Consider the following 24,322-nt stretch of genomic DNA (forward strand, 5'->3'; position numbering starts at 1 on the left):
GGCGTTCCTGTGGGAGCGAGGATCAGGTCACGTCCGCAGCATGCGGGCGATCGCCTGCGTCGCCTCCTCCACCTTCGCGTCGATCTCGTCGCCGCCCTTGACGGCCGCGTCCGCGACGCAGTGCCGCAGGTGTTCCTCCAGGAGCTGCAGGGCGAAGGACTGAAGCGCCTTGGTGGAGGCGGACACCTGCGTGAGTATGTCGATGCAGTAGACGTCCTCGTCGACCATCCGCTGCAGGCCACGGATCTGGCCCTCGATGCGGCGCAGGCGCTTGAGGTGTTCGTCCTTCTGCTTGTGGTACCCGTGCGTGGCGTGCTCGGAGGGCGCTGCCGCGCCGGCCTCGGTGGTCGTCATCGCGTCCTCCATGTCCCTTGGGCGTCCGCCCGGGCGACACCCGGGCAGGTATATACCCCTACTGGGTATATCGTACCGAACTCTGGCGGGTATAGGGCCTGCGGAAGGCCCCCGTGCTGACCACTCTGCCTGATGGGCGACACTGGGGGACGGCCCATTAGCCGTGGCCGGATGATGCACTTAGCATCAGCCTGACCGAAACCGATGCACCCCGAGGACCCCTTGTGCGCTTCCGTCTGACCCCCAGGGAGACGAGCTTCTACGACATGTTCGCCGCATCCGCGGACAACATCGTCACGGGCTCGAAGCTCCTCATGGAACTGCTCGGGGCGGACACCGCCGGCCGGGCCGAGATCGCAGAGCGTATGCGGGCCGCGGAACATGCGGGTGACGACGCCACACACGCGATCTTCCATCAGCTGAACTCCTCGTTCATCACGCCGTTCGACCGTGAGGACATCTACTCCCTGGCGTCCTCCCTCGACGACATCATGGACTTCATGGAGGAGGCCGTCGACCTGGTCGTCCTCTACAACGTCGAGGAACTGCCGAAGGGCGTCGAGCAGCAGATCGAGGTGCTGGCGCGGGCCGCGGAGCTCACGGCGGAAGCCATGCCGAACCTGCGGACCATGGACAACCTCACCGAGTACTGGATCGAGGTCAACCGGCTGGAGAACCAGGCCGACCAGATCCACCGCAAGCTGCTCGCCCACCTCTTCAACGGCAAGTACGACGCCATCGAGGTGCTGAAGCTGAAGCAGATCGTGGATGTGCTGGAGGAGGCGGCGGACGCCTTCGAGCACGTGGCCAACACGGTGGAGACCATCGCGGTCAAGGAGTCCTGAGCCCTTCATGGACACCTTTGCGCTGATCGTGACCATTGGCGTCGCGCTCGGATTCACCTACACCAACGGCTTCCACGACTCGGCGAACGCGATCGCCACGTCGGTCTCGACGCGGGCGCTTACGCCGCGTGCGGCGCTGGCGATGGCCGCTGTCATGAACCTCGCCGGCGCGTTCCTCGGTTCCGGGGTCGCCAAGACCGTCAGCGAGGGGCTGATCGAGACGCCCGAGGGGTCTAAGGGGATGGGCATCCTCTTCGCGGCCCTGGTCGGGGCGATCACCTGGAACCTCATCACCTGGTACTTCGGGCTGCCCTCGTCCTCCTCGCACGCGCTGTTCGGCGGCATGGTGGGGGCGGCGCTCGCGGGCGGTACGACGGTCTACTGGCACGGGGTGCTGGAGAAGGTCGTCATCCCGATGTTCGTGTCGCCGTTCGTCGGTCTCATCGCCGGTTATCTGGTGATGACCGCGATCATGTGGATCTTCCGGCGGGCCAACCCGCACAAGGCCAAGCGCGGTTTCCGGATCGCGCAGACCGTGTCGGCGGCCGGGATGGCGCTGGGGCACGGTCTGCAGGACGCGCAGAAGACCATGGGCATCGTGGTGATGGCGCTGGTCATCGCCGATGTCGAGGACTACGGCGATCCGATCCCGGTGTGGGTGAAGATCGTGTGCGCCGTGATGCTGTCGCTGGGGACGTACGCCGGTGGGTGGCGGATCATGCGGACGCTGGGGCGGAAGATCATCGAGCTGGATCCGCCGCAGGGGTTCGCCGCGGAGACGACCGGTGCGTCGATCATGTTCACCACCGCGTTCCTCTTCAAGGCGCCGATCTCCACGACCCACGTCATCACCTCCGCGATCATGGGCGTCGGCGCGACGAAGCGCGTGAACGCCGTGCGGTGGGGTGTCGCCAAGAACATCGTCCTGGGCTGGTTCATCACGATGCCGGCGGCGGCACTGGTGGCTGCGGCGTCGTTCGGGATCGTGAATCTGGCGTTCCTGTAAGGGCAGTTTTCGCCCCCGCCGCCCCTACCCGTCCCATCACCAGGGGCTGCCACCCCTTCGACCCCGCCCCTGGGGGCTCCGCCCCCAGACCCCCGTCGGCCCCGAAAGGGCCTCGTCCTCAAACGCCGGACGGGCTGAGAGATGCGGGCCGGCGCTTCACAGGTGCCGAGCGGGCTGAGATGGCCTGGATCGGCGCCGAGAAGGTGACGCGAAAATGGGCCCGCCCCCTGATGAGCCAGGGGGCGGGCCCTTTTGCGTCCTCGCGGTGGCACCGCCATGCAGCACCGCGAGGGGATCTGGGGATCAGCCGAAGCGGCCCGAGATGTAGTCCTCCGTCGCCTGGACCGACGGGTTGGAGAAGATGCGCTCCGTCTCGTCGATCTCGATCAGCTTGCCGGGCTGGCCGACGGCGGCGAGGTTGAAGAAGGCGGTGCGGTCCGAGACACGGGCCGCCTGCTGCATGTTGTGCGTCACGATGACGATCGTGAAGCGCTCCTTCAGCTCGCCGATCAGGTCCTCGATCGCGAGGGTGGAGATGGGGTCGAGGGCCGAGCAGGGCTCGTCCATCAGCAACACCTTCGGTTCCACCGCGATCGCCCTCGCGATGCAGAGGCGCTGCTGCTGGCCGCCGGACAGGCCGGAGCCGGGCTTGTTCAGGCGGTCCTTGACCTCGTTCCAGAGGTTCGCGCCCTTGAGGGACTTCTCGACCACGTCGGCCAGTTCCGACTTCTTGTACGAGCCGTTCAGGCGCAGGCCCGCCGCCACGTTGTCGAAGATCGACATCGTGGGGAACGGGTTCGGACGCTGGAAGACCATGCCGACCTCGCGGCGGACCGACACCGGGTCGATGCCCGTGCCGTACAGGTCCTCGTCGTCCAGCATCACCTTGCCCTCGACGCGACCGCCGGGGGTGACCTCGTGCATCCGGTTCAGGGTGCGCAGGAACGTCGACTTGCCGCAGCCGGAGGGGCCGATGAAGGCCGTCACCGAGCGGGGCTCGACGGTCATCGAGATGTCTTCGATCGCCTTGTGGGAGCCGTAGTAGGCGGTGAGCCCACTTACGTCGATTCGCTTGGCCATGATGACTACTTCACTTCCAGAGATTCGTCGGTCGCTGTATGGCCGCGTCAGCGACCGGTCTTCGGGGCCTTCCAGCGGGCGATGCCGCGGGCCACCAGGTTCAGGATCATCACGAAGGCGATCAGCGTCAGGGACGCCGCCCAGGCGCGGTCGTACGCCGCTCCGGAACCCGCGCTGTTCGCGTACTGCTGGTAGATGTACAGCGGCAGCGACGCCTGCGCCCCTTCGAAGGGGTTGGTGTTGATGAACGGGTTGCCGAAGACCAGCAGCAGCACCGGGGCGGTCTCACCGGCGATACGGGCGACCGCCAGCATGATGCCGGTCGTGATGCCGCCGATCGAGGTCGGCAGGACCACCTTCAGGATCGTGCGCCACTTCGGGACACCCAGCGCGAGGGAGGCCTCGCGCAGCTCGTTCGGGACGAGCTTGAGCATCTCCTCCGTGGAGCGGACGACCACCGGCATCATCAGGATGGCCAGGGCCAGCGAGCCGGCGAAGCCGAAGGGCTGCATCTCGAACTGCAGCATGAGGCTGAGGATGAACAGACCCGCGACGATCGACGGGATGCCGGTCATGACGTCCACGAAGAACGTGATGGCCTTGGAGAGCTTGCCCCGGCCGTACTCGACCAGGTAGATCGCGGTGAGCACACCGACCGGCGCGGCGATCAGGGTGGCGAGGCCGACCTGCTCCAGGCTGCCGATGATGGCGTGGTAGATACCGCCGCCGGGCTCGGTGTCGGCGACCACACCCATGGAGTGGGTGAGGAAGTAGACGTCGAGGACCTTCACACCGCGTGCGACGGTCACCCAGACCAGGGAGACCAGCGGGATCACGGCGAGCAGGAAGGCGACCCAGACCAGCGACGTGGCGATGCGGTCCTTGGCCTGGCGCTTGCCCTCGACGCGGGCGGCGATGCCGTACGTCCCGACGACGAAGAGGATCGCGGCGATCAGGCCCCACTGGACGCGGCTGTCGAGGCCCGCGCCAAGCCCGATGGCGATCGCGAGGCCGACCGAACCGCCGGCGATGGCGTACGGGGACCACTTGGGCAGGCGGGCGCCCTTGAGGGTGCTGACGGTTGCGGTGCTCATGCGTTGGCCCCCGAGTACTCCGCGCGGCGGGCGATGATCGCCCGGGCCGCGCCGTTGACCAGCAGCGTGATGACGAACAGGACCAGACCGGAGGCGATCAGCGCGTCCCGGCCGAACTCGGTGGCCTCGCCGAACTTGCTGGCGATGTTCTGCGCGAAGGTGCCGCCGCCCGGGTCGAGCAGGCTGGCCTGGATGTCGAAGGTCGGGGAGAGCACGGTGGCCACGGCCATCGTCTCGCCGAGCGCACGGCCGAGGCCGAGCATCGACGCGGAGATCACGCCGGAGCGGCCGAAGGGGATCACCGCCATGCGGATGACCTCCCAGCGGGTGGCGCCGAGCGCCAGGGCCGCCTCCTCGTTCATCCGGGGCGTCTGCCGGAAGACCTCACGGCTGACGTTGGTGATGATCGGCAGGATCATGATCGCGAGCAGGATGCCGACGGTCAGCATCGAGCGGGGCGCGCCGCCCTGCCAGGAGAAGATGCCGGTCCAGCCGAGGTAGTCGTCCAGCCAGCCGAACAGGCCGTTCATGTGCGGTACGAGGACCAGGGCGCCCCACAGGCCGTACACGATGGACGGCACGGCGGCGAGCAGGTCGATCACGTAGGCGATCGGGCCGCTCAGCCTGCGCGGGGCGTAGTGGGTGAGGAACAGGGCGATGGCGACCGCGATCGGGACCGCGATGGCCATGGCGACGATCGAGGAGACGATCGTGCCGAACGCCAGGACCGCGATGCCGAAGACCGGCTCCTGCAGGTTGGTGTTCCACTCGAAGGTCGTCAGGAAGTTGCCGTGGTCCTTGCTGATGGCGAGGGACGCGCGGTAGGTGAGGAAGACCGCGATCGCGGCCATGATCACCAGCAGGAAGATGCCCGAGCCGCGGGAGAGGCCGAGGAAGATCCGGTCTCCGGGGCGGGTGGCGCCGCGGGCGGCGCGCTTCTGCTCGGTCGCGGTGGGCTGGGCTGCGGGGGGAGGTGTGTCGGTTATCTGTGTGGTGTCCATCGGGTTCTCCGGTCTGCGGAGACGCACGGTGTGTGCGGCTCCTGGCGGCGGTGCACCGGACGGTGCGGCCCGGCCCCGGTGCGGGGACGGGCCGCACGCTCAGATCAGCTCAGGCCCTCGATGGTGGTGCGGACCTTGGTGATGATGTCGTCGGGGATCGGGGCGTAGCCGGCCGCGGAGAGCTGGCCCTGGCCGTCCTCGGAGGCGATGTAGCGCAGGAACGCCTTGGTGCCGGCGAGGGTGTCCGACTTGTTGCCCTTGTCGCAGACGATCTCGTAGGTGACCAGGGTGATCGGGTAGGCGCCCTCGGCCTTGGTCGCGTAGTCCAGCTGGAGCGACAGGTCCTTGCCGGTGCCGACGACCTTGGCGGCCGCGATCGCCTTGGTGGCGTTCTCGACGGTGGCCTCGACCGGGGCGGAGGCGCCGGTGTCGATGGTGACCGGGACGATGCCGTCCTTGGCGTACGACAGCTCCATGTAGGAGATGGCGCCGGAGGTCTGCTTGACCTGCTGGGCGACACCGGAGGAGCCGGACGCCGACTGGCCGCCCTTGGCCTGCCAGGCCTTGCCGCCCGAGTACTTCCAGTTCGCCGGGGAGGCGGCGATCAGGTACTTGGTGAAGTTGTCCGTGGTGCCGGACTCGTCCGAGCGGTGGAACGCCTGGATCTTCAGGTCGGGGAGCTTGGCGTCGGGGTTGAGCTTCTTGATCGCCGCGTCGTTCCAGTTGGTGATCTTGCTGTCGAAGATCTTGGCGAGGGTCTCGGCGTTCAGGACCAGCTTGTCGACGCCGGGGACGTTGAAGCCGACCGCGATCGGGCCGCCGACCATCGGGAGGTCGATGCCCTGGCCGCCCTTGCAGACCGACTTGGAGGCGGTGACCTCTTCGGGCTTGAGCGCCGAGTCGGAACCGGCGAACGCCACCTGGCCCTGCGTGAAGGCGGTGACACCGGCGCCGGAGCCGGAGCCCTTGTAGTTGATCTGCACACCGGAGCAGGAGGCCGTGAAGGCCTTCACCCAGGCGTCGATCGCGTTCTTCTGCGCGGAGGAGCCGTCGGCGAGCAGCTGACCCTTGGCGTCGTCGCACTTGATGTTGCCGGCCTGCGCGCTGGCGGAGGAGTCGCCGCCGTTGCTGTTGCCGGTGTCGTCCGAGCCGCACGCCGTGAGGGCCAGGGCGCCGGAGACGGCGAACGCGCCGAGAGCGAGAGCCCGCCGGTTCTTGCGCTGAAGCTTCACTGAGGGAGTTCCTTCCGAGAGCCGCCGTCCTGAATTCGGCGGCGTGCGAAGACTGGGTGGCGCGGATGCGACTTCGAGGTGTTCCCGCGAGGCGCGGTCCGCACCGCGTAAGGCCGAAATTAGGCAGATCAGGTGAAGGCGCCGACTGGCGGAAATGAACGGGGGGTGAACCCCTGCGGAAGGTGCGGTTAGGTCACGGAACGGTTGCATTCCATGTCGCGCACCGGCCTCATGCGAGGTGCAGGGCCGCCAGGAGATCGTCGATCAGCGAGCGGTCCCGCGGCTGGGTCAGCCGGTTGCGGGCCGCCGTCGGGGGGAGCCAGAGGATGCGGTCCACCTCGGTATTCGGGGTGAAGGCCCCGGCCGTGGCCTCCGCCGCCCAGTAGCGGACCTGCTTGGGGCGGGCGTTCGCCAGGTAGCGGACGGTGGACAGCCTGGCACCCGGGGTCGCCTCGTAACCGGTCTCCTCCTCCACCTCGCGCAGCGCGCCGGCGAGCGCGTCCTCGCCGCGCTTCAGCTTGCCCTTCGGGTGGGACCAGTCGTCGTATTTCGGCCGGTGGACGAGGCAGATCTCCAGCTCGCCGTCGATGGGGGAGCGGCGCCACAGGACGCAGCCGGCCGCGTGGACGGTGGTGGTGCCGGTCGGGTCGGTCGGGCCGGTCGGGTCGGTCGTGTCGGGAGAGCTCACTGGGCGCTCACCGTTCCTTCTCGGCTGTCGTGGCTGTCTCTGTTGTCTCGGCTATGGGGTGCTGACCGTTTCCTTCTGCCATGCCTGCTGGAAGGCGAATCTCGCGGCCTCCACCTCGTGGCGCTGATCGGCGTGGAGCACGCCGAGCGCGTACGCGGTGGCCGGGGCGATACGCGGGGTGCGCGCCGCCTGTGCCGCGGCGGCCGCCGCCTCCGACGCGTCGCGGTGCCGGTCCAGGGCTTCGCCCGCCGTGAGCAGGCGTACGTCGACGATCTCGGCGTCCTGGAGGACCTCGCGGGCGTAGCGGTGCAGGCGCAGCAGGAGGCGGACCTGGTGCCAGGGGGCGTCCTGGGGGTGGGGGGACGGGTCCGGGGAGAGGCCGTGGATGAGGGCCTCGGCGTTGTAGGGGTGGCCTGCGGTGACGAGGGGGAGGGCGGTGATGGCGTCGTTGAGGCGGTCCTCGGCTGCGGCGGCGAGGGGTGGGAGGGGGGTGGTCGCGGCTGTCTGGGAGAGGGGGACTTCGCTGGCCAGTACGGCGATGTTGTCGGCGACTGCGTGGAAGCGGGAGGAGCCGAGGGCCTGGAGGGCGGTGCTGTGGGCGCGGGTGCGGGCGAGGGTTAGCTGGCGGTCCAGGAGGGCGCCTGCCTTCGCCGCGCCTACTGTGAGGTTGCCGCGGTCCGGGGCTGGCGTACCGGGGTTTCCACTAGCCGCGTTGGCGGGTGCCGTTTTCTGTGGGCCGGGCGCCGCCCCAGCGGCACGACTGCCCGCAACTACGTCCACTTGAGTGGGGACCATCGCGCCCGACAACCTGTGCAGGGCCAGCAGCAGCCTCTCCAGTCTTGCCTCGTACGCGTGCTCCAGTGCCAACGTGCCTGACAGCCAGGCCAGTTCCGGGCGGATGCGTTCTGACCAGTCCGGGTCCAGGAGGGGGCGGAAGGTGTGGAGGCTGGCGCTGATGCGGCGGGACGAGCGGCGGAGGGCTCGGGCCGCGTCGACGGACGCCTCCGAGCCGCCCGCCGCCGCACCGCCGTTCTCGCGGTGCTGGCGCAGGGCTCGGAGGAACTCCGTGGCCTGGGCGCGGAGGTAGCCCGCGAGGGCGTCCGCCGTGACCGCCCCGGCCGAGGCGTCCGTCGGTTCAAGGTGTTGCTGTGCCACGCCGGCGCCTCCGGGCGTCTATGAGCATCTCCTGGATGTTGCGCAGGGGCTGGCCGTCCGCGTCGGTGGCATGCCGCTCCCAGTCGCCGTCCGGGCCCAGGTGCCAGGAGGCGGTGGTGTCGGACATGCCCGTTTCCAGAAGGCGGTTGAGGGCTGCGCGGTGGGCCGGGTCGGTGACCCGTACCAGCGCTTCGATACGGCGGTCGAGGTTGCGGTGCATCATGTCGGCGCTGCCGATCCACACCTCGGGCTCGCCGCCGTTGCCGAAGGCGAAGACCCGGGAGTGTTCGAGGAAGCGGCCGAGGATCGAGCGGACCTTGATGTTGTCCGACAGGCCTTCCACGCCGGGGCGGATCGCGCAGATGCCGCGCACCCAGACGTCGACCGGCACGCCGGCCTGGGAGGCGCGGTAGAGCGAGTCGATGAGGGCCTCGTCGACCATCGAGTTGACCTTGATACGGATGAAGGCGGGGCGGCCCGCGCGGTGGTGCTGGACCTCCTTGTTCACCCGTGAGATCAGGCCGTCGCGCAGGGACTTGGGGGCGACCAGGAGGCGGCGGTACGTCTCGCGGCGGGAGTAGCCGGAGAGGCGGTTGAAGAGGTCGGAGAGGTCCGCGCCGACCTGGGGGTCGGCGGTGAGCAGGCCGAGGTCCTCGTACAGGCGGGCCGTCTTCGGGTGGTAGTTGCCGGTGCCGACGTGGCTGTACCGCCGTAGCGTCTCGCCCTCCTGACGGACCACCAGGGACAGCTTGCAGTGGGTCTTCAGACCGACGAGGCCGTAGACGACGTGGCAGCCGGCCTCCTCCAGCTTGCGCGCCCACTTGATGTTGGCGTGCTCGTCGAAGCGGGCCTTGATCTCGACCAGGACGAGGACCTGCTTGCCGGCCTCGGCGGCGTCGATGAGGGCGTCGACTATGGGGGAGTCGCCCGAAGTCCGGTACAGGGTCTGCTTGATGGCGAGGACGTCCGGGTCCTCGGCCGCCTGCTGGAGGAAGGCCTGCACGGAGGTGGAGAAGCTGTCGTACGGGTGGTGCAGGAGGACGTCGCGGGCGCGCAGGGCGGCGAATATGTCCGGCGCGGACGCCGTCTCGACCTCGGCCAGGTCGCGGTGGACGCCGGCGATGAACTTCTTGTACTTGAGCTCGGGGCGGTCGAGCGAGGCGATGCGGAAGAGGCCGGTGAGGTCCAGGGGGCCCGGGAGGGGATACACCTCGGCCTCGGAGATCTTCAGCTCGCGCACGAGGAGGTCCAGCACCTCGCGGTCGATGGACTCCTCGACCTCCAGGCGCACCGGCGGGCCGAAGCGGCGCCGCATGAGCTCCTTCTCCAGGGCCTGGAGCAGGTTCTCGGCGTCGTCCTCCTCGACCTCCAGGTCCTCGTTCCTGGTGAGGCGGAAGGCGTGGTGCTCCAGGACCTCCATGCCCGGGAAGAGCTCCTCCAGGTGGGCGGCGATGACGTCCTCGATGGGGACGTAGCGGCCGGGGGAGCTCTCCAGGAAGCGGGACAGCAGCGGCGGGACCTTGACGCGGGCGAAGTGGCGGTGGCCGGTGACGGGGTTCCGTACGACGACCGCGAGGTTCAGGGAGAGGCCCGAGATGTACGGGAAGGGGTGCGCCGGGTCGACCGCGAGGGGGGTCAGGACCGGGAAGATCTGGTGCCGGAACAGGGTGAAGAGGCGGGCCTGCTCCTTCTCCTGGAGCTCGTTCCAGCGGACCAGGTGGATGCCCTCCTCCGCGAGTGCGGGGGCGACGTCCTCGTGGTAGCAGGCGGCGTGCCGGGCCATCAGCTCGCGGGAGCGGGCCCAGATCATCTCCAGCACCTCGCGCGGCTGGAGGCCGGAGGCGGAGCGGGTGGCGACGCCGGTGGCGATACGGCGCTTCAGTCCCGCCACCCGGACCATGAAGAACTCGTCCAGGTTGCTGGCGAAGATGGCGAGGAAGTTCGCCCGCTCCAGGAGGGGCGTGTTCGGGTCCTCGGCGAGCTCCAGGACGCGCTCGTTGAACGCGAGCCAGCTGCGCTCCCGGTCGAGAAAACGCCCCTGCGGCAGCTGGGCGCCGTCGTAGGGGGCCTCCTCGTACGCGTCGAGGTCGGCGTCGATGTCGGGTTCCAGGTCCGAGACGGCCGCCGCGACGGTGTGCGGGCGGTGCGCGGCTATGGAGCCCACGGAGGGCTGCGCGTGCTGGACCTGTGCTGCCTGGGTGTTGGGCTGGCTCATGGACCCATTCTTCCGCGCCACGGGCGATACGGGCGCGTCGGACAGCGCGGGCGGGAGCGCGGCGGCGAGGCGGAGGTCCCCGTTCCCCGCGGACCCCCTGGGGGGCGGCGAAGGCTCTGGCACGGCGGGCTTCATTCGCCGAGCGTCGCAAGCCCGTCTGAACCAATGGTTACGGAGACATGGCGTGCGGGATATCGCGGGACGGCTCCCGGGCATCTACACGCCCGGACCGCACGTCCCCCACCCCCGTGGGAGGACGTGCGGTCCGGAAGTCGTGACCCGTCGCGGCCTGGATGTCAGGCGGTACGGCGGCGCAGGAGAACGAAGGCGGCGGCCGTCGCCGCGGCGGCAAGGGCGAGAAGGACGCCGGTCTCGACGTACTGGAGCGGCCAGTAGTGGGACGCGGGGTGGAAGGTCAGACGGGTCTCGTCGGCCGACCAGTCGACCTGGAAGTACGAGCGGGGCGGCTCGAAGGCGCCGACGCGGGTGAGCGTGGGCCACAGGTCGGCGCGGAAGAGGTCCACGGCGTTGTGGAGGACCAGGCACGCGGCGAGGGCCACCCCGGCGCCTGCCAGGGCGCGCCCGGTGAGCAGGCCCGCGAGGGTGCCGAGGGCGAGGCCCGCGAGGGCGTGGGCGACGGCGGCGGGGCCGGTGCCGATGAAGACCTCGGAGTAGTACCAGTCGCCGACCAGGTTCGGGTTGTCGTCGCCGCGGGCCCAGTTGTTCAGCAGGACGACCGTGGCGGTACCCACGGTGAGCAGCGTGGCCGGGACGGTGAGCCGGTTCGCCAGCCAGCGGGTCGGGGGCGTCGACTGGGTCCAGGCCAGCCGGGCCGTCCCGGTCTCCAGCTCACGGCCCACGACCGCCCCCGCCCAGGCGGCCACCGGGAACATCAGCAGCGCCAGGCAGCCGGTGACCAGGGCGATGCCGTCGGAGTAGGTGGCGTCGGCGGTGATCGCCTCGACCGCCGAGCAGAGCGGAAGGCCGTCCTGGGCGGGTACCGCACACGCGCTGATGCCCTTGCGGGCCTCGTCGGCGAGGGCGTGCAGGCGGATCAGATACGCGGTGGCGGCGGCAAGCGCGAGGGCCCAAGCGAGCGCGGCGGGGCGGTGCAGCCGCAGGGTGCTGCGGACGGCCAGGGTGCTCACGCGGCGGCCCCGGTCTTCCGGCGCGGCAGCGGGAACGTGGCGGCCCCCGTCGTGGTCCTCCGACGCAGCAGCCAGAACGCGGTGGTGACGGCTGTGGCCGTGACGCCCAGCAGGATGCCCGTCTCGATCAGTTGGAGGGGCCAGAAGTGGGAGGCGGGGTGGTAGTCGGCGTAGAAGGCGGTCGCGTGGTGGTCGGTCATGCACTGGGCGAAGTCGTCGCCGCAGGTCGGGTAGGGGATGCGCGACCCCGTGTCGGTCAGCATGCCCTGGTCGCCGTACAGGACGTCGGTGCCCAGGGTGGGCCACTCGGACTCCAGGGACGCGGTGGCGGTCTTCCACGGCCACAGGTCGGGGGTCGCCTGGGCGGCGAGGTAGGCGACGGCCCAGGTGACCGCGGTGCCGAGGGCGAGCGCGGGCAGGGTGCGGCGCAGCAGCAGGCCGGTGAGGGCGCCGAGGGCGAGGGCGCACAGGGGGAGGGCGACGGCGACGGTGCCGTTCGCGACGAAGGTCTCCCGTTCCGACCAGTACAGGTACACCGGGAACGGGTTGGCCTCGAAGGTCAGGCGGTGCACCAGCACCAGCACGGTCGTGCCCGCGGTGAGCACGGCGGCCGGCACGGCGAGCTTGCCGACCAGCCAGCGGGCGGGGCTCACGGACTGCGTCCAGGCCAGCTTCGCGGTGCCGTTCTCCATCTCGCGGCCGATCAGCGCGGCCCCGGCCCAGGCGGCGACGGGCAGGCACAGCCAGGAGAGCGCCAGCTCGGGAAGCCGTACGGCCCGGTAGTAGCCGTTGATCGTGGTGTCCCACATGCAGGCGTCGATGTCGTCGGGGCACTGCCGCCGCCAGTGGGCATAGGCATCGGTGGCGGCGGGACCGTACGCCCACAGCAGGCTGCCCGCGGCGGCGGCCACGACGACCAGCCAGACGATCAGCGCGGCGCGGTGCAGGCGCAGCACCGTGCGCCCGGTGGCAGCGGGTCTTCCCGTGGCGGGCGCCGGGGTGGCGGCGGTGGTGGTCGCGGTCATGCGGGGGACTCCTGGCGGGGCGTGCGGGCGGGGACGGTGCGGCGGGCAGGGCCTAGGAGGAGGAACGCGGCTGCTGTGGCCAGAGTCGTGGCCGTGAGGATGATGCCGGTCTCGACCAGGTGCAGGGGCCAGTAGTGGGACTGCGGGTGGTACGAGGCCGAGTCGACCCGCATGACCGGCGCGCCGTGCGGGGTGCCGGTGGTCGGGGGCCAGTAGTCCTCGCGGTACTTCTCGACATACCGGTTGAGCACGATCATCACGGCGACCGCGAGGGCGGACGCGGGCAGCGCGCGGCGTACGAGGAGCGCGGTGAGCGTTCCCACGGCCAGTGCGCACAGGGCGTACGCCACCACGAGCGGGCCGCGGGCCGCGAAGACGTCGGCGAACGTCCAGTCGTCGCCCATCATTTCGCGATGCGCCGACCAGGCCCAGCGGTAGACCGGGACGAACACCGCGCCGCCGGCGAGGAGGACGAGAGCCGGCGCGGCGAGCTTCGTGGCCAGCCAGCGGACCGGGGTGACGCCCTGCGTCCACGCCAACCGGGCGGTGCCGGACTCCAGTTCGCGGCCGACGAGCGCGGCGGCCGACCAGGCGGCGACGGCCCAGAAGCCGTAGTACATGAAGGTGCTGACCCAGCCCATCGGGCTGCTGTACTCCAAGTAGTCCAGGCCGAGCGCGCCCGCGAGGGGTTCGCGGAGGGCGGGGGCGGTGACTTCCGTCAGCCACACCAGGTAGCCGACGCAGCCGGCGACGAAGACGGTCCACACGATCAGGGCCGCGCGGTGCAGGCGCAGCACCGCGGCGAGCTGTGCCGTGAAGGCGCTCATGCGGACCTTCCCTTGCGGAGGCCGGTCTCGCGGTGCAGCAGCCGGAAGGCCAGCAGGGTCAGCAGGGCGGTGAGGGCGAGGACCAGGGCGGTCGCGGTGAGCTGGAGGGGCCAGTAGTGGGAGGCCGGGTGGTAGTCGCGGTACCAGCCGACGGCGTCGAACTTGTCGTAGAACGCGAGGCATTCGTCGTTCTCGGAGTTCCCGCAGGTCAGGTTGGAGACGTGGGCTCCGGTGGCGGTGACGATGCCCTCGTCGACGCCGAGGCCGCCGCCGGTCGGGGCGAACCGCTTCAGGGCGACCACACTGGTGGACGTGGTCCACAGATGGGGCATGACCAGCTGGACGGCGTACCAGAGCAGGCCGGTGAAGCCCAGGCCCGCGACCAGCGCCGGCAGGGAGCCGCGCCGGAGCAGGCCCGCGAGGGCGCCCGCGACCAGGCCGGCCAGGGCCAGGGCGACGACGACCGGGCCGTTGGCGTAGAAGGTCGGCAGGTCGTACCAGCTCTTGAGGGTGCCGATGCGGCCCTTGCCCGCCGACCACGCCAGGTGGTGCAGCACGACCAGCAGGCCGGTGCCCGCGGTGACCACGGCCGCCGGCAGCGCCAGCCGGGAGGCGAACCAGCGCAGCGGGGAGCTGCTCTGCGTCCACGCCAGCCGCGCGGTGCCGGTCTCCACCTCGCGGCCGGTGAGGGCGGCGCCCGCCCAGGCGGCGACCAGGAAGGGCGCGGCGAGGACGGCGATCGTCGCGTACTGGTAGACGTCCTTGTAGTGGATGATCGCGGCCTGGTCGTACCGGCACGCGGACGCCTGGCAGGCGTCGTACGCCCGCCAGGCCGCCGCGGACGCGTCCGCGAGCGGACCGCCCAGCCACAGCAGGACGCCGGAGACGGTGACGACCACGGCCGTCCAGAACAGCAGGGCCGGGCGGTGCAGGCGGATCAGCCAGCGCGTGAGGTGCGGGGTGCCCGGGGCGGGTGGGGTGAGGGTGGTCATACGGCGGACTCCTCGGGGGACTTCGCCGGGGTGCCCGGCGCCGTCGTCTGCGCCTCGGGGTTGCGCAGGTAGGAGAGGACCAGCTCCTCCAGGGACGGCGTGCCGGGGCGCCAGTCGGCGGGGAGCGGGGCAGCCGGGCGGATCAGGGCGGTGAGCTGACGGCCCGTGGTGCGGGACTCGACGACGGTGTGCGGGGCGAGGTCGGTGTCGGCGGCGGCCGACACGCGCGCGTGCGTCTCCAGCAGTGCGTCGATCTCCCCGGCGAGCCGGACCCGTCCGCCGCCGATCAGCAGCAGGTGGTCGCAGGAGTCCTCCAGCTCCGCCACGACGTGCGAGGACATGACAATCGTGGTGCCGTGCTGGGCCGCCTGCGACATCAGTACGCCCATCAGCTCGTGCCGGGCCAGCGGGTCGAGGTCGGCCATCGGCTCGTCCAGGAGCAGCAGTTCGGGCCGCTTGCCGAGGGCGAGCGCGAGCGCGACCCGGGTGCGCTGACCACCGGACAGGGAGCGGACGCGGGCCTTCGGGTCCAGGTCGCCGCCGGCGACGATCCGCTCGGCGGCGCGCGCGTCCCAGCGGCCGGGGTTGAGGTCGCCGCCCATGCGGAGCGTCTCGGCGACGGTGAGCTGGGGGTAGAGCGGCTTGTCCTGCGCGACGAAGCCCACACGCGCGCGTGCCTGGCCGACGGGCTCGCCGAGCACGGAGAGCGTGCCCTCGGTCGGGGCCAGCAGACCCGCGGCGAGGGCCAGCAGGGTGGACTTGCCCGCGCCGTTGGGGCCGACGACGGCGCACACGCGCCCGGCGGGGAGCGCGAAGGAGCAGTCCCGCAGGGCCCAGCCGGCGCTCCGCCGCAGCCGCCCGAAACGCTTGCCCAGCGCGGCTGCCTCGAGGGCGGTGTCGGTCATGAAGGGTCTCCCTGGCTGTGCTGGGTCGCGGCGGTCTGTTCGGGGAACTGCGTCGGGAAGTGCTTGTCGAGTACGGCGGTGAAGAGGGCGGCCACGTCGTCCCGGTCCAGGCCGGCCTCGCGGGCCTTGGCCGTCCAGCCGTCCAGCTCGGCGTTGAGCGGCGAGTCGGCCGGGGCGGCGCCGAGACCGCGGCGCACGAAGGTGCCGAGTCCGCGGCGGGCCTCGACCAGTCCCTCGCGCTCCAGCTCGCGGTAGGCCTTGAGAACGGTGTTGGGGTTGATGGCGGTGGCCTCCACTACCTCGCGAGCCGTGGGGAGCTTGTCGCCCGGCTCCAGGTGGCCCAGTCGGAGGGCCTGCTTGGTCTGCTGGACGATCTGGACGTACGTGGCGACCCCGGAGTGCCGGTCGATGCGGTACTCGAGCACCCGTGAACCACCCTTTCACTAATTGAGTAGTGAAAGGGTGGTGGAAGGGGGGTGGCAAAGTCAAGCGGCGGCTTCGGGCGACGGCTGCGGAAAGTCGTTCGCCGATCCGTGAACCGATCGGTGGGGCTCGTGCGATGAGGGGGTGTGAGCGAGACGAGAAGCGACGGCGAGCTGCTGCGGGCCGCGGCAGCCGGGGACCGGCGCGCCTTCGAGGAGCTGTACCGGCGGTTCGCGCCGTGGCTGACCGCGCGACTGCGGGGCCGGTGCGCCGACGCCGGGACAGTCGACGACGTCGTGCAGGAGACCTTCCTCGCGATCTGGCGCGGCAAGGCCCGCTATCGGGAGGACGGCGACGTGGCCGGGTGGCTGTGGCGGATCGGGTCGCGGCGGCTGGTCGACGCGCTGCGCGGTGACGGGGCGCGGGGGCGGCTGCGGCAGGCGCTGGCCAGACTGCGGCACCGGGACGAGGCGTCCGCGGAGGAACGCGTGCTCGCGGGGGTGGAGCACGGAGACCTCGCGGGCGCCCTGGTCCGCCTCTCGCCCGAACTCCGCGCGGTCCTCCAGGCGACGGTCATCGACGGACTGACCACCCGCGAGGCCGCCGTCGTCCTGGGAATTCCGCCGGGGACGGTCAAGACGCGGGCCCTGCGCGCCCGCAAGCAACTGCGGGAGGCGCTGGCATGAGCGGGCGGATGGACGGACGGGGTCTGCGGGGCCGCGCGTGGACGGTGGGTGACGGCGTCACATGGCAGACCGGCGGACGCGGTCCGCGGGGCCGCGCGCGGACGGCTCGGTCGGTGCGGGTACGAACAGTGGAGGTGGCGGCATGACGTGGCATGTGGATGCCGAGGATCTACGGGCCTACGCCCAGGGTGAGTTGGCGCCGCCCATGCTCTGGTCCGCCGACACGCATCTGATGTCCTGCGCGGAGTGCCGGGAGGCGCTCGCCGCGGTGAGCGACCCGGTCGCCCTCGACGCCGGCTGGGACCGGCTCGACGCCGAACTCGACGTCCCCCGAAGGGGGCTGTTCGAGTCGCTGCTCGTGCGGATCGGCGTAGCCGACCATGTCGCCCGGCTGCTCACGGCGACACCCGTGCTGCGCCGCTCATGGCTGGCATCGGTGGTGTTCCTGCTGCTGACGACCGTCGGCGTGGTCTACACGGCGGACTCGCCGACCCTGTTCCTCGCCCTCGCCCCGCTGCTCCCGCTCGCCGGGGTCGCGCTGTCGTACGGCCCCGCGCTGGACCCGACGTACGAGATGGCGGTCGTCAGCCCGCTCCATGGCTTCCGGCTGCTGATGATCCGCACGGTGGCGGTGCTCGCCGCGGGCCTCGGCCTCAACGGCCTGGCGACCCTCGCGCTGCCCTCGTACGGCCTGCGCGCGCTGGCCTGGCTGCTGCCCGCGCTCGCCCTGACCGCGACCGGACTCGCGCTCACCCCCCGGCTGGGGCCGGTGCTCGCGCCGTCGCTGGTCGGCGGGGCATGGGTCGCGCTGCTCGTCGCCGCCGACCGGGCCGGGGACGGCCCGCTCGTGCCGTTCACCGCGGCCGGCCAGGGCGCCGCCGCGGCGGTCGCCGCCCTCGCGGTCGGCCTGCTCTTCCTCGTACGTGACCGTTTCGACGTCTTCCCCAGGAGTGCCGTATGACACCCACCGTCTCCGCCGAGGGGCTCAGCCTCCATTACGGCGGCACCCGCGCCCTCGACGACGTGTCGCTGCGGCTGACCCGGGGCGTCACCGGGCTGCTCGGCCCCAACGGGGCGGGAAAGACGACCCTGTTGCGGGTGCTGGCCACGGCGGTCCCCGCCGACCGCGGCGCCTTCACGGTCCTCGGGAACGACCCGGGTACCGCGCGCGGCCGGCAGGAGGTGCGGCGGCGGCTCGGCTATCTGCCGCAGACCCCCGGCTTCCACCCGGACTTCACCGCCTTCGAGTTCGTCGACTACGTGGCGATCCTGAAGGAGCTCACCGACCGCGGCGCCCGCCATCGCGAGGTGCGGCGGGTGCTCGACGAGGTGGACCTGGGCGACGTGCGCGGCAAACGCATCAAGAAGCTGTCCGGCGGGATGCGGCAGCGGGTGGCGCTGGCGGCCTCCCTCGTCGGCGACCCGGGCTTCCTGGTCCTGGACGAACCGACGGTCGGCCTGGACCCCGAACAGCGCATGAGGTTCCGGGAGTTGATCGCCCGGGCGGGCGAGGGCCGGACCGTGCTCCTGTCCACCCACCAGACCGAGGACGTGGCGATGCTCTGCCACCGGGTCGTGGTGATGGCCGGCGGCCGGATCCGTTTCGACGGCACCCCGGCCGAGCTGACCGCGGTCGCCGCGGGCCGCGTGTGGAACAGCGCGGAACGCGACCCGGGCGCGAAGGCGGGCTGGCGCACCGGCACCGGCTCCTTCCGCAACGTGGGCAACCCGCCCGCCGGCGCGGACCTCACCGACCCCACCCTGGAGGACGGCTACCTGCTCACCCTGGACGACGCGGGCGTGGAGGTGGCGGCGGCATGAGCGCGGTCATGGAGGCGGCCCCGACCGCCACGCAGACGCAGTCGCACAACCCCTGGCCGGCGGTGTTCGCCCTGGCCCGCTTCGAGGCGCGCAGGCTCCTCACCACCATCCCGGTGCTCCTCGGCTTCCTCGTCTACGCGGCCTGGATCGTATGGCGCGCCCAGGACTACGCGGACGGCTACCCGGCCCTCCAGGACGCCGACCGCGCCACCCAGGGCGGCCCGCTCCTCGTCGGCCTCGCGGTCCTGCTGGCGGTGAACCAGGCCGTGCTGAGATCCCTCCGCCGCGACACGGAACGGCACTTCACGGTGCTGGTGATGAGCACGGCACACCGGACGGCCGCGCATCTACTGTCCGTCGTCCCGGCCGCGCTGCTCACCGCGGTGTGCGTGGCCGGGCAGTTCGGCTGGCAGGCGCTCAAGCCGGGCGCGCTCGGGCACGGTTCGCCGGGCGAGCTGCTGGTCGGACCGCTGACGGTGCTCGCGTTCGGGGCGGCCGGGGTGCTGATCGCCCGCGTGATCAGGACGCCCTTCACGGCACCGCTGGTCGTGGTCTTCTTCCTGTTCCTCTTCCTGCTCAGCACCGGCGCCGGCATCGACGAGGGCTGGACGCGCTGGCTGACCCCGGTCATAGGGGTGGCCAGCAGCAACACCCTGCCCTCCGACCTGATCGGCCGCCCCGCCGCCTGGCACGCGCTCTATCTCGCCGCGCTCGGTCTGACGGTGGCGCTGCTCGCGGTGCTGGTCGGCGGCGGGCTGCGTGCGCGGTCCGTGCAGGCCGGGTTCGTCGGGGCGCTGGCGCTGACGGTCCTCGGCGCGGTCGCGCAGGGCCAGGGCGTCTCCTCCGAGGTGACGGCGGCGCGGGAGCGGGCCACGCTCCACCCCGAGCAGGTGCAGACATGCGTGGAGCGGGACGGGTCGCGCTACTGCGCGTTCCCCGAGTGGCGGGGCCGGACCGCGGACTGGGCGCGGGCCGTGGCCGAGGTCCAGTCCCTCGCCGGCGGCACCGCCCACGACCAGAGCCTCCTCGTCCGCCAGCGGCTCGACGCGCGCTACGGCCTCGACGGCGACGCCGCGCTCGACCCCGCGACGACCCCGCACCAGGTGACGGTGGGCACGGCCTGGGGCGGCAACCGGGTCCCGGAGTTCTCGGCCGCCGTCGCGGGGGTGCTGGTCACCGGCGACGAGAAGACGGCCGGTGAGCTGTGCGACGGCCGCATGGTCACCGTGATGTGGCTGGCCCTGGCCGGCCGGTCCGACCCGATCGGCAGCCTCAAGAACGTCCGCCTCGACGACAGCGTGAGCGGCTCGGCGATCGTCCTGTCCCAGACGAACCCGCTGACCATGACGGCCGGTCAGACGACGGTCGTCCGCAAGCTGCTGGAGCAGCCGCGGGACGGGGTGGCGGCGAAGGTGCGGACGAACTGGACGGAACTGACGTCCCCGAAGGTGACGACGGCACGGGTGGCGGAGTTGCTGGGGGTCACGGCGAAGGTGGGGGCGGACAAATGCGACTGAGGGAAGGGCGGGTGGTGCCTGCTCCGCGGGTGCTCGCCGAGGTGATGGTGGGGGTGGGCAGGTGTGCGTGAAGGGAAGGCCGGTGGTGCCGGTTCCGGGGGCGTTGGAGGTGGGCAAGTGCGGCTGACCGGAGCGTTGTTGGTACCCGTGCTGCGGACCCTGCCCTGGCGGGCGCTCGGTGCCGCCGGTGCCGTGGGGCTGCTGATCGTCTCGATGGCGCGGCTGACGGACGAGGCCGACGAGATGCTGGCGCTGAACCTGCTGCGGGCCGCCGCCCTCGCCTTCGCCCTGGGCCTGGCGTTCGTGCTGGACGACCCGGCCCGGCACACGACGGCTGCGGTGCCGACCCGCCGACCCGCCCGTCACGCCCTGCGGGTCGCGCTCGTCGCGCCGGTCACCGCGGCGTGGTGGACGGCGGCGCTGCTGCTCGTGCCGGACGGGATACGTCCGCCCGTGGGCGACGTGACCCTGGAGGCGGGCGCGGCGTTCACGCTGGCGCTCGCGGCGGCGTCGGCGGCGATCCGCCTCACACAGGCGGCGGAACCGGGGCAGGCGGTGGCCGGCGCGGTGCTGACGACGGCCGTGCTGGGGCTGCTGCTGTGGCCGGGGCGGTGGGAGCTGTTCGTGGGGACGCAGGACCCGAAGTGGGCGGCGGCGCATGACCGGTGGGGGATGGTGCTGGTCGGCGCGGTGGTGGTGTGGGGGGTGTGCGGGCCGGAACCCCTGAGGCGCCGGGTGTTCTTGAAGCCCACCAGGGCCTGAGTCCTCGGACCTTGAGCCCCGGACCCTGAGGCCCCCGGCGTCACATCACGTCTCCGTGCGGTACATCAGGTCCGTCTCATGCGTCACGAACCCCAGCCGCTCGTACACCGACACCGCCGCCTTGTTGTCCGCGTCGACATAGAGCATCGCGGTCGGCAGCCCCTGCTTGGCGAGGTGCCGCAGCCCGATGGTCGTGAGGGACTTGCCGAGGCCCCCGCCCTGGACGCCCGGCTTCACACCGAGGACGTACACCTCGCCCAGCCCCTCCGTCGCATGGACCTTGGTCCAGTGGAAGCCGACGAGTTCGTCGCCGCGGAAGGCGAGGAAGAAGCCGGCGGGGTCGAACCAGGGCTCGGCCATCCGGTCGTCGAGGTCGCGCTGGACGAGGGAGCCCTGCTCGGGATGGTGGGCGAACGCGGCGGCGTTCACGGCGAGCCAGGCGGCGTCGTCGGTGCCGGGGACGAAGGACCGTACGGTCACGCCCTCCGGCAGGACCGGGTCGGGGAGGTCCAGGTCGGTCAACGGCCGCCGCATCTGCCGTAGCTCACGGAACAGGGTGAGGCCGAGGACCTGGGCGAGATGGCGGGCGGCGGCGTGACCGCCGTGGGCCCACACCCGCAGCCGTTTGCCGGAGGCGGCGAGGAGCGCGGAGCCGAGGGCCCGGCCGTGGCCGCGACCGCGGTGCCCGGGGTGGACGACCAGCTCGGCGGCCGGGGCCTCCACGGGGTCGGTGTCCTCCAGCTGGGCGTAGCCGACGAGTTCGTCGTCGACGGTCAGCAGCAGATGGGCCACCCCCTCGCGGGCGCCGCCGCGCAGTTGCAACCGGCCCTGTTCCGAGACGGCTTGCTGGCCGTCGCTGCGGGCGGCCGCCGCGAGGAGCGCGAGGACGGCGTCCGTCTGGTCCGGGGAGAGTGCCGAGCAGGTCTGAATGGAGCGAGTGCTGCCGGGCCGCACGGTGTCGTCGCTGGTCATGCGTACGAGGGTACGGGGGAGAGGCAGCAAAGTGGCGGCACCGTAAACCCTGCAAAGTGCCTGCAAAGGGCAGGGCAAAGGGAAACCAGGATGTAACCAAGAAACCCCTGTCGCGCTACGCGCGTTGACTTTAGGCTGCGCCGGACGGGGCCCACTTGCTCAGACGACCCACAGGGGGGCGTATGCCAGCCATATCCCAGCCGCACCACCGCCGCAGACGGACCGTCCGACTGCTCGCCGCAGCCGCCGGTCTCGCGACCGCCGGTGCCCTCGCCGCCGCGCTGCCCTCGTCGGCCGCCCCGGCAGAAGCGGGCAAGCCGGGCAAGCTGCCCAGCCGTTACCAGGACGTGCAGCTGCTGTCGTTCAACGACCTGCACGGCAATCTGGAGCCCCCGTCCGGTTCCTCCGGCCGCGTCACCGAACTCCAGGCGGACGGCACCAGCAAGACGATCGACGCCGGTGGTGTCGAGTACCTCGCCACGCATCTGCGCGACGCGCGCGCGGGCAACAAGTACTCCATCACCGCGGCCGGTGGTGACATGGTCGGCGCCTCGCCCCTGATCTCGGGCCTCTTCCACGACGAGCCCACCATCGAGGCGCTCAACAAGCTGGACCTGGACGTCACCTCGGTCGGCAACCACGAGTTCGACGAGGGCGCGAAGGAACTGGGCCGCCTGCAGAACGGCGGCTGTCACCCGACCGCCGGCTGCTACACGGACGAGGAGTTCGAGGGCGCCGACTTCCCGTACCTCGCGGCGAACGTCCTGAACGAGAAGACCAACAAGCCGATCCTCAAGCCCTACTGGGTGTGGAAGAAGGACGGCATCAAGGTCGGCTTCATCGGCGTCACCCTGGAGGACACCCCCGGTGTCGTCTCCGCCGAGGGCGTCAAGGGCCTGAAGTTCAAGGACGAGGTCGAGACGATCAACAAGTACGCGCGTGTGCTCCAGGCACAGGGCGTGAAGTCGATCGTGGCCCTCATCCACGAGGGCGGCGCCCCGGCCTCCGGCGCGTACAACTACAACTGCGACTCCCCCGGCGCGGGCGACGGCATCTCCGGCCCGATCGTGGACATCGCCAAGAACATCACCCCGCAGGTTGACGCGCTGGTGACGGGTCACACCCACGCCGCGTACGCCTGCACCATCAACGACCCGGCGGGCAACCCGCGCACGGTCACCTCAGCGGCGTCCTTCGGCCGGCTCTACACGGACACGACGCTGACGTACGACCGTTGGACGGGTGACATCGCCCGTACGTCGGTGAAGTCGGCGAACCACGTGGTCACCCGGACCGTCGCCAAGGCGCCGGACATGACCGAGCTGATCAGCAGGTGGAACACCCTCGCGGCGCCCATCGGCAACCGCGCGATCGGCTACATCTCCGCCGACATCCCGAACACCGGCACCGAGTCCCCGATGGGCGACCTGATCGCGGACGCGCAACTGGCGTACGGCAAGACGCTCGACCCGGAGACCGACCTCGCGCTGATGAACCCGGGCGGTGTGCGGGCGGGGCTGACGTACGCGCAGAAGGGCACGGAAGGCGACGGAGTAGTCACCTACGCCGAGGGCTTCACGGTCCAGCCGTTCTCCAACACCGTGAACCTCCAGGACTTCACCGGCGCTCAGCTGATCCAGGTCCTCAAGGAGCAGGTCAGCGGCAGCAACGCGGCCTCCCCGAAGATCCTCCAGCCGTCCTCGGGCCTCACCTACACCCTGGACCTGACGAAGACCGGCGCCGACCGGATCGTCGTCGACTCCGTCAAGCTCAACGGCACGGCCCTCGACCCGACGGCCACCTACCGCGTCGCCACCAACAGCTTCCTCGCGGGCGGCGGCGACGGCATCACCACCCTGGGCCAGGGCACCAACGACCTCGTCGGCACGGACGACCTGGCGGCCCTGGAGCAGTACCTCACGGCCAACTCCTCGGCCACCAGCCCGATCGCGCCCCCGGCGACGAACCGGATCACGATCGTGCAGTAGCGGTTCCCGCAGCACCCCAGAGGCGGCCATGTCACCGACGTGGCCGCCTCTTCGCGTATTAAAACCTGTGTGAGGCCGGGTTCGGTTCCGAGTTTCCCCTGAAAACTTGTCTCAGGCTCAATTCATCGAGGTCTAAGCGGAATTGGTCATTTCCCGGTTCGGGGGCACGTAATGTTTTCCATGTCGAAACCGAACGACGAAGGAGAAACCGATGAGCTTCCACAAGGTCACCCCGGTCAAGGCGACCCGCAAGCCCGCGCCGAAGAAGAAGGCCCAGGTGAAGAAGGTGACCCCGCGGCGACGCCCGGTGTCCCATAAGGACTGACCACAAGAACTGAGATAAGCCCCGCATAATCCGCACCTCATAATCACCGAGGAGAATTCAATGAGCTTCCACAAGATCGCCCCCGTCGCCAAGAAGAACACCAAGCCCGCCGCCCCGGCGCCGAAGAAGAAGGCCCCGCAGCAGAAGAAGGCCCGTCCGGTCGGCAACAAGAACAAGGGCTGCTGACACCCGAACGACGAGGCGGGGCCACCGACAGGGACTCGGTGGCCCCGCCTCGGGCATGTCCGAAGGGAGTGAGAC

Annotated in this window: 24 protein-coding genes; 9 read left to right on the top strand and 15 right to left on the bottom strand. The window is 71.0% G+C overall.

Annotated features, from left to right (window positions below; translation table 11 throughout):
* Positions 1–27: 27 nt before the first annotated feature.
* Entirely contained in the window at positions 28–354 is a 327-nt protein-coding gene (locus IQ210_RS45385) for a metal-sensitive transcriptional regulator (protein ID WP_194085110.1), read from the bottom strand.
* Positions 355–578: 224 nt separating this feature from the next.
* On the opposite strand from IQ210_RS45385, the gene IQ210_RS45390 reads away from it, so the two are divergent.
* Complete coding sequence (locus IQ210_RS45390) at positions 579–1,199, top strand: DUF47 domain-containing protein (RefSeq protein ID WP_015659485.1); 621 nt, start codon at positions 579–581, stop codon at positions 1,197–1,199.
* Between the two features lie 7 nt (positions 1,200–1,206).
* Positions 1,207–2,205 carry an inorganic phosphate transporter gene (locus IQ210_RS45395; protein WP_059195746.1) on the top strand — a complete coding sequence of 333 codons (999 nt, stop codon included), beginning with the start codon at positions 1,207–1,209 and terminating at the stop codon, positions 2,203–2,205.
* 303 nt (positions 2,206–2,508) lie between these two features.
* Here IQ210_RS45395 and pstB read toward each other — a convergent pair whose 3' ends face one another.
* From pstB to IQ210_RS45460, 13 genes are all read right to left on the bottom strand, one after another.
* Positions 2,509–3,285 (bottom strand): phosphate ABC transporter ATP-binding protein PstB, encoded by a 777-nt coding sequence (gene pstB / locus IQ210_RS45400; protein ID WP_194085111.1) that lies wholly within the window; start codon positions 3,283–3,285, stop codon positions 2,509–2,511.
* A 47-nt stretch (positions 3,286–3,332) separates the two neighbouring features.
* The gene (gene pstA / locus IQ210_RS45405; protein WP_194085112.1) at positions 3,333–4,379 is read right to left on the bottom strand and encodes a phosphate ABC transporter permease PstA; all 1,047 of its coding nucleotides are present in this window, start codon (positions 4,377–4,379) and stop codon (positions 3,333–3,335) included.
* On the bottom strand, positions 4,376–5,380 hold the full coding sequence (gene pstC, locus IQ210_RS45410) for a phosphate ABC transporter permease subunit PstC (protein ID WP_194085143.1): 1,005 nt from the start codon (positions 5,378–5,380) through the stop codon (positions 4,376–4,378). The genes pstA and pstC overlap by 4 nt, the downstream gene beginning before the upstream one ends.
* Before the next feature lie 104 nt (positions 5,381–5,484).
* A complete protein-coding gene (gene pstS, locus IQ210_RS45415) occupies positions 5,485–6,612 on the bottom strand; it encodes a phosphate ABC transporter substrate-binding protein PstS (RefSeq protein ID WP_194085113.1) in 1,128 nt (375 codons plus the stop codon).
* A 229-nt stretch (positions 6,613–6,841) separates the two neighbouring features.
* Entirely contained in the window at positions 6,842–7,300 is a 459-nt protein-coding gene (locus IQ210_RS45420) for an NUDIX hydrolase (protein WP_194085114.1), read from the bottom strand.
* A 51-nt stretch (positions 7,301–7,351) separates the two neighbouring features.
* Positions 7,352–8,455: a CHAD domain-containing protein gene (locus IQ210_RS45425; RefSeq protein ID WP_194085115.1), complete on the bottom strand. Its 1,104-nt coding sequence runs from the start codon at positions 8,453–8,455 to the stop codon at positions 7,352–7,354.
* A complete protein-coding gene (locus IQ210_RS45430) occupies positions 8,436–10,805 on the bottom strand; it encodes an RNA degradosome polyphosphate kinase (protein WP_194085116.1) in 2,370 nt (789 codons plus the stop codon). The genes IQ210_RS45425 and IQ210_RS45430 overlap by 20 nt, the downstream gene beginning before the upstream one ends.
* A 161-nt stretch (positions 10,806–10,966) precedes the next feature.
* Entirely contained in the window at positions 10,967–11,818 is an 852-nt protein-coding gene (locus tag IQ210_RS45435) for a hypothetical protein (protein ID WP_322658516.1), read from the bottom strand.
* Complete coding sequence (locus tag IQ210_RS45440) at positions 11,815–12,843, bottom strand: hypothetical protein (protein ID WP_194085117.1); 1,029 nt, start codon at positions 12,841–12,843, stop codon at positions 11,815–11,817. Before IQ210_RS45440 ends, IQ210_RS45435 begins: the two co-directional genes overlap by 4 nt.
* Positions 12,840–13,670, bottom strand: a complete 831-nt coding sequence (locus IQ210_RS45445; RefSeq protein WP_194085118.1) for a hypothetical protein — start codon at positions 13,668–13,670, stop codon at positions 12,840–12,842. The genes IQ210_RS45440 and IQ210_RS45445 overlap by 4 nt, the downstream gene beginning before the upstream one ends.
* Positions 13,667–14,662, bottom strand: a complete 996-nt coding sequence (locus IQ210_RS45450; protein ID WP_194085119.1) for a TMEM14 family protein — start codon at positions 14,660–14,662, stop codon at positions 13,667–13,669. The genes IQ210_RS45445 and IQ210_RS45450 overlap by 4 nt, the downstream gene beginning before the upstream one ends.
* Positions 14,659–15,567: an ABC transporter ATP-binding protein gene (locus tag IQ210_RS45455; protein ID WP_194085120.1), complete on the bottom strand. Its 909-nt coding sequence runs from the start codon at positions 15,565–15,567 to the stop codon at positions 14,659–14,661. The genes IQ210_RS45450 and IQ210_RS45455 overlap by 4 nt, the downstream gene beginning before the upstream one ends.
* On the bottom strand, positions 15,564–15,992 hold the full coding sequence (locus tag IQ210_RS45460) for a GntR family transcriptional regulator (protein ID WP_194085121.1): 429 nt from the start codon (positions 15,990–15,992) through the stop codon (positions 15,564–15,566). Before IQ210_RS45460 ends, IQ210_RS45455 begins: the two co-directional genes overlap by 4 nt.
* Before the next feature lie 144 nt (positions 15,993–16,136).
* On the opposite strand from IQ210_RS45460, the gene IQ210_RS45465 reads away from it, so the two are divergent.
* The 5 genes from IQ210_RS45465 to IQ210_RS45485 all read left to right on the top strand — a co-directional run bounded on the left by IQ210_RS45465 (position 16,137) and on the right by IQ210_RS45485 (position 20,776).
* Positions 16,137–16,676, top strand: a complete 540-nt coding sequence (locus tag IQ210_RS45465) for an RNA polymerase sigma factor (RefSeq protein WP_194085122.1) — start codon at positions 16,137–16,139, stop codon at positions 16,674–16,676.
* A gap of 142 nt (positions 16,677–16,818) precedes the next feature.
* Positions 16,819–17,637 carry a cupin domain-containing protein gene (locus tag IQ210_RS45470; protein ID WP_194085123.1) on the top strand — a complete coding sequence of 273 codons (819 nt, stop codon included), beginning with the start codon at positions 16,819–16,821 and terminating at the stop codon, positions 17,635–17,637.
* Positions 17,634–18,497 (top strand): ABC transporter ATP-binding protein, encoded by an 864-nt coding sequence (locus IQ210_RS45475; RefSeq protein ID WP_194085124.1) that lies wholly within the window; start codon positions 17,634–17,636, stop codon positions 18,495–18,497. Before IQ210_RS45470 ends, IQ210_RS45475 begins: the two co-directional genes overlap by 4 nt.
* A complete protein-coding gene (locus IQ210_RS45480; RefSeq protein WP_194085125.1) occupies positions 18,494–20,014 on the top strand; it encodes an ABC transporter permease in 1,521 nt (506 codons plus the stop codon). Before IQ210_RS45475 ends, IQ210_RS45480 begins: the two co-directional genes overlap by 4 nt.
* Before the next feature lie 117 nt (positions 20,015–20,131).
* Positions 20,132–20,776 carry an ABC transporter gene (locus IQ210_RS45485; protein WP_322658521.1) on the top strand — a complete coding sequence of 215 codons (645 nt, stop codon included), beginning with the start codon at positions 20,132–20,134 and terminating at the stop codon, positions 20,774–20,776.
* 45 nt (positions 20,777–20,821) lie between these two features.
* On the opposite strand, the gene mshD is transcribed toward IQ210_RS45485, so the two are convergent.
* Positions 20,822–21,748 (bottom strand): mycothiol synthase, encoded by a 927-nt coding sequence (gene mshD, locus IQ210_RS45490; protein WP_194085126.1) that lies wholly within the window; start codon positions 21,746–21,748, stop codon positions 20,822–20,824.
* Between the two features lie 182 nt (positions 21,749–21,930).
* Between mshD and IQ210_RS45495 the strand changes: the two genes are divergently transcribed.
* Positions 21,931–23,736 carry a bifunctional metallophosphatase/5'-nucleotidase gene (locus IQ210_RS45495; RefSeq protein ID WP_194085127.1) on the top strand — a complete coding sequence of 602 codons (1,806 nt, stop codon included), beginning with the start codon at positions 21,931–21,933 and terminating at the stop codon, positions 23,734–23,736.
* Positions 23,737–24,121: 385 nt separating this feature from the next.
* Entirely contained in the window at positions 24,122–24,247 is a 126-nt protein-coding gene (locus IQ210_RS48130) for a hypothetical protein (RefSeq protein WP_256780076.1), read from the top strand.
* The last annotated feature ends 75 nt before the right edge of the window (positions 24,248–24,322 follow it).

The sequence above is a fragment of the Streptomyces justiciae genome, assembly GCF_015163075.1.
In the GTDB taxonomy this organism is placed as follows: Bacteria; Actinomycetota; Actinomycetes; order Streptomycetales; family Streptomycetaceae; genus Streptomyces; species Streptomyces justiciae.

Excerpts from the sequence above, each read along its gene's own strand:
- IQ210_RS45445 (WP_194085118.1), bottom strand. The coding sequence starts at position 13,670 with ATGAGCGCCTTCACGGCACAGCTCGCCGCGGTGCTGCGCCTGCACCGC.
- IQ210_RS45440 (WP_194085117.1), bottom strand. The coding sequence starts at position 12,843 with ATGACCGCGACCACCACCGCCGCCACCCCGGCGCCCGCCACGGGAAGA.
- IQ210_RS45450 (WP_194085119.1), bottom strand. The coding sequence starts at position 14,662 with ATGACCACCCTCACCCCACCCGCCCCGGGCACCCCGCACCTCACGCGC.
- IQ210_RS45470 (WP_194085123.1), top strand. The coding sequence starts at position 16,819 with ATGACGTGGCATGTGGATGCCGAGGATCTACGGGCCTACGCCCAGGGT.
- pstC (WP_194085143.1), bottom strand. The coding sequence starts at position 5,380 with ATGGACACCACACAGATAACCGACACACCTCCCCCCGCAGCCCAGCCC.
- IQ210_RS45430 (WP_194085116.1), bottom strand. The coding sequence starts at position 10,805 with ATGAAGCCCGCCGTGCCAGAGCCTTCGCCGCCCCCCAGGGGGTCCGCG.
- IQ210_RS45385 (WP_194085110.1), bottom strand. The coding sequence starts at position 354 with ATGACGACCACCGAGGCCGGCGCGGCAGCGCCCTCCGAGCACGCCACG.
- IQ210_RS48130 (WP_256780076.1), top strand. The coding sequence starts at position 24,122 with ATGAGCTTCCACAAGATCGCCCCCGTCGCCAAGAAGAACACCAAGCCC.
- mshD (WP_194085126.1), bottom strand. The coding sequence starts at position 21,748 with ATGACCAGCGACGACACCGTGCGGCCCGGCAGCACTCGCTCCATTCAG.
- IQ210_RS45455 (WP_194085120.1), bottom strand. The coding sequence starts at position 15,567 with ATGACCGACACCGCCCTCGAGGCAGCCGCGCTGGGCAAGCGTTTCGGG.
- IQ210_RS45495 (WP_194085127.1), top strand. The coding sequence starts at position 21,931 with ATGCCAGCCATATCCCAGCCGCACCACCGCCGCAGACGGACCGTCCGA.
- IQ210_RS45475 (WP_194085124.1), top strand. The coding sequence starts at position 17,634 with ATGACACCCACCGTCTCCGCCGAGGGGCTCAGCCTCCATTACGGCGGC.
- pstA (WP_194085112.1), bottom strand. The coding sequence starts at position 4,379 with ATGAGCACCGCAACCGTCAGCACCCTCAAGGGCGCCCGCCTGCCCAAG.
- pstB (WP_194085111.1), bottom strand. The coding sequence starts at position 3,285 with ATGGCCAAGCGAATCGACGTAAGTGGGCTCACCGCCTACTACGGCTCC.
- IQ210_RS45395 (WP_059195746.1), top strand. The coding sequence starts at position 1,207 with ATGGACACCTTTGCGCTGATCGTGACCATTGGCGTCGCGCTCGGATTC.
- IQ210_RS45480 (WP_194085125.1), top strand. The coding sequence starts at position 18,494 with ATGAGCGCGGTCATGGAGGCGGCCCCGACCGCCACGCAGACGCAGTCG.